We start from the raw sequence: 2,541 nt of genomic DNA, 5'->3' as shown, positions 1-2,541 counted from the left end.
CCGAAACAGCTGCGGGAAACCACCATGGATCCCAACACCCGCCGTCTGGTGCAGCTCACCATGGGCGAGCTGGAGGAGGGGGACGAGACCCTGCAACTGATGGACATGTTGCTGGCCAAGAAGCGCGCCCCGGATCGTCGCGAGTGGCTGGAAGAGAAGGGCAACCTCGCCATCATCTAAGCCGTCGGCTGGCCCTGTAAGGGCCAGCAAGCATTTAGCCGGAGTCGCCCTGTGGCGGCTCCCGAACCGAAAGAGAACTATCACATGAGTGATGCTATCGAGCTCAGTCTGGATGGGGTAGAGCGCCAGCCAATGCGCACCTTTACCGAACAGGCTTACTTGAACTACTCCATGTACGTCATCATGGACCGGGCCCTGCCCCATATCGGCGATGGCCTCAAACCCGTGCAGCGGCGCATCATCTACGCCATGAGCGAGCTGGGTCTGTCGGCCCTCTCCAAGCACAAGAAATCCGCCCGTACCGTGGGTGACGTGCTGGGTAAATACCACCCTCACGGCGACAGCGCCTGTTATGAAGCCATGGTGCTGATGGCCCAGCCCTTCTCCTACCGCTACCCGCTTGTGGACGGTCAGGGCAACTGGGGTGCGCCGGACGATCCCAAATCCTTCGCCGCCATGCGTTATACCGAGGCGCGGCTGTCGCGCTTCTCCGAGCTGCTGCTCTCCGAGCTCGGTCAGGGTACTGTGGACTGGACGCCGAACTTCGACGGCACCATGAAAGAGCCGGTAGTGCTGCCCGCCCGCCTGCCTCACATACTGCTCAACGGCATCACAGGCATAGCCGTGGGCATGGCTACCGACATTCCGCCCCACAACGCGCGGGAAGTGGCCTACGCCTGTGCCGAGCTGCTCGACAACCCCAATGCCGGGCTGGATGCGCTGATGGCGCACATTCAGGGGCCGGACTACCCGACCAGCGCCGAGATCATCACGCCGCGCGATGACATCCGCAAGATCTACGAAACCGGCAAGGGCTCCATCAAGCAGCGGGCTGTGTGGAACGAGGAGGATGGCGACATCGTCATCACGGCGCTGCCCCATCAGGCCTCCGGCGCCAAGATCATGGAGCAGATCGCCGCCCAGATGGTGGCCAAGAAGCTGCCCATGGTCACCGACCTGCGCGACGAATCGGACCATGAAAATCCGACCCGTCTGGTGATCATTCCCCGCTCCAACCGGGTGGACATGGAGGCGCTGATGGCCCACCTGTTCGCCACCACGGATCTGGAGAAGAACTATCGCGTCAACCTCAACATACTGGGGCTGGACAACCGTCCCCAGGTGAAGACCCTCAAGATGATCCTCTCCGAGTGGATCATTTTCCGCCGCGAGACGGTGCGCCGTCGCCTTCAGTATCGCCTCGACAAGGTGCTGGCCCGCCTGCACATCCTCGAAGGCTTGCTGGTGGCCTATCTCAACATCGACGAGGTGATCGAGATCATCCGCACCGAGGATGAGCCGGGCAAGGTGATGGTGGAGCGTTTCAACATCAGCGAGACCCAGGCCGAGGCGATCCTCGAGCTCAAACTGCGCCATCTGGCCAAGCTGGAAGAGTTCAAGCTGCGTGCCGAGCAGGACGAACTGGCCATAGAGCGCGACAAGCTCGAACTGCTGCTGGGCTCCGAGCGTCGCCTCAACACCCTGCTAAAGAAAGAGCTGCTGGCGGATGCCGAGAAGTACGGCGACGATCGCCGCACCCCGCTGGTGGAGCGTGCCAGCGCTGTGGCACTGACCGAAAAAGAGCTGACCCCAAGCGAGCCGGTCACTGTCATTCTCTCCGATAAAGGCTGGGTTCGTGCCGCCAAGGGCCACGACGTGGACGTGGCGGGGCTCTCCTACAAGGCGGGGGATGGCTATCTTGCCCACGCCTGCGGTCGCAGCAATCAGCAGGCAGTGTTCCTTTCCACCCTGGGGCGCACCTATGCACTGGAAGCCCACACGCTGCCATCGGCTCGCAGTCAGGGCGAACCGCTTACCGGCCGCTTTGCGCTCGGGGCGGGGGAAGAGGTGCGTCATCTGGTGATGGGCAACGAGGGGGAACCCTATCTCATCTGTTCCGATGCCGGTTACGGCTTCGTCTGTACCTATGACGATCTCATCGGCAAGAACAAGAACGGCAAGGCGCTGCTCACAGTGCCGGAAGGTGGCCTGGTGATGGCTCCCCAGAAGATTGGCTCGCCAGAGACCGATCTTTGCATGGCCATCTCCAACGAAGGGCGCATGCTGCTGTTCCCGCTCAACACCTTGCCGGTGCTCGGCAAGGGCAAGGGCAACAAGCTCATCAGCATACCGTCGGCTCGCGTGAAGGCGCGGGAAGAGTTTATGGTAATGGCCGCCATTATCCCACAGGGGCAATATGTCACCCTGTTTGCGGGCAAGCGCAAGCTGACTCTCAAACCTGCCGATCTCGACTACTACCGCGGCGAGCGCGGCCGCCGTGGCGCCAAGCTGCCCCGCGGTTTGCAGCGGGTAGACCGCATCGAGATTGAACCCGCCGCCGGTCCCGAGCCGATTGCGGAG

2 protein-coding genes are annotated in these 2,541 nt (G+C 62.3%); both read left to right on the top strand.

Annotated features, from left to right (window positions below):
• A partial coding sequence (locus tag AXW79_RS18290; RefSeq protein ID WP_155736675.1) for a hypothetical protein occupies positions 1-180 on the top strand: 180 nt, incomplete at its 5' end.
• A gap of 84 nt (positions 181-264) precedes the next feature.
• A partial coding sequence (gene parC / locus AXW79_RS18285) for a DNA topoisomerase IV subunit A (RefSeq protein WP_063977652.1) occupies positions 265-2,541 on the top strand: 2,277 nt, incomplete at its 3' end.

This window comes from Aeromonas salmonicida subsp. salmonicida, from assembly GCF_001643305.1.
GTDB lineage: Bacteria > Pseudomonadota > Gammaproteobacteria > Enterobacterales > Aeromonadaceae > Aeromonas > Aeromonas salmonicida.
Note: the sequence above shows the minus strand (reverse complement) of the source record. Positions and strands in the feature narration are given on the sequence as shown.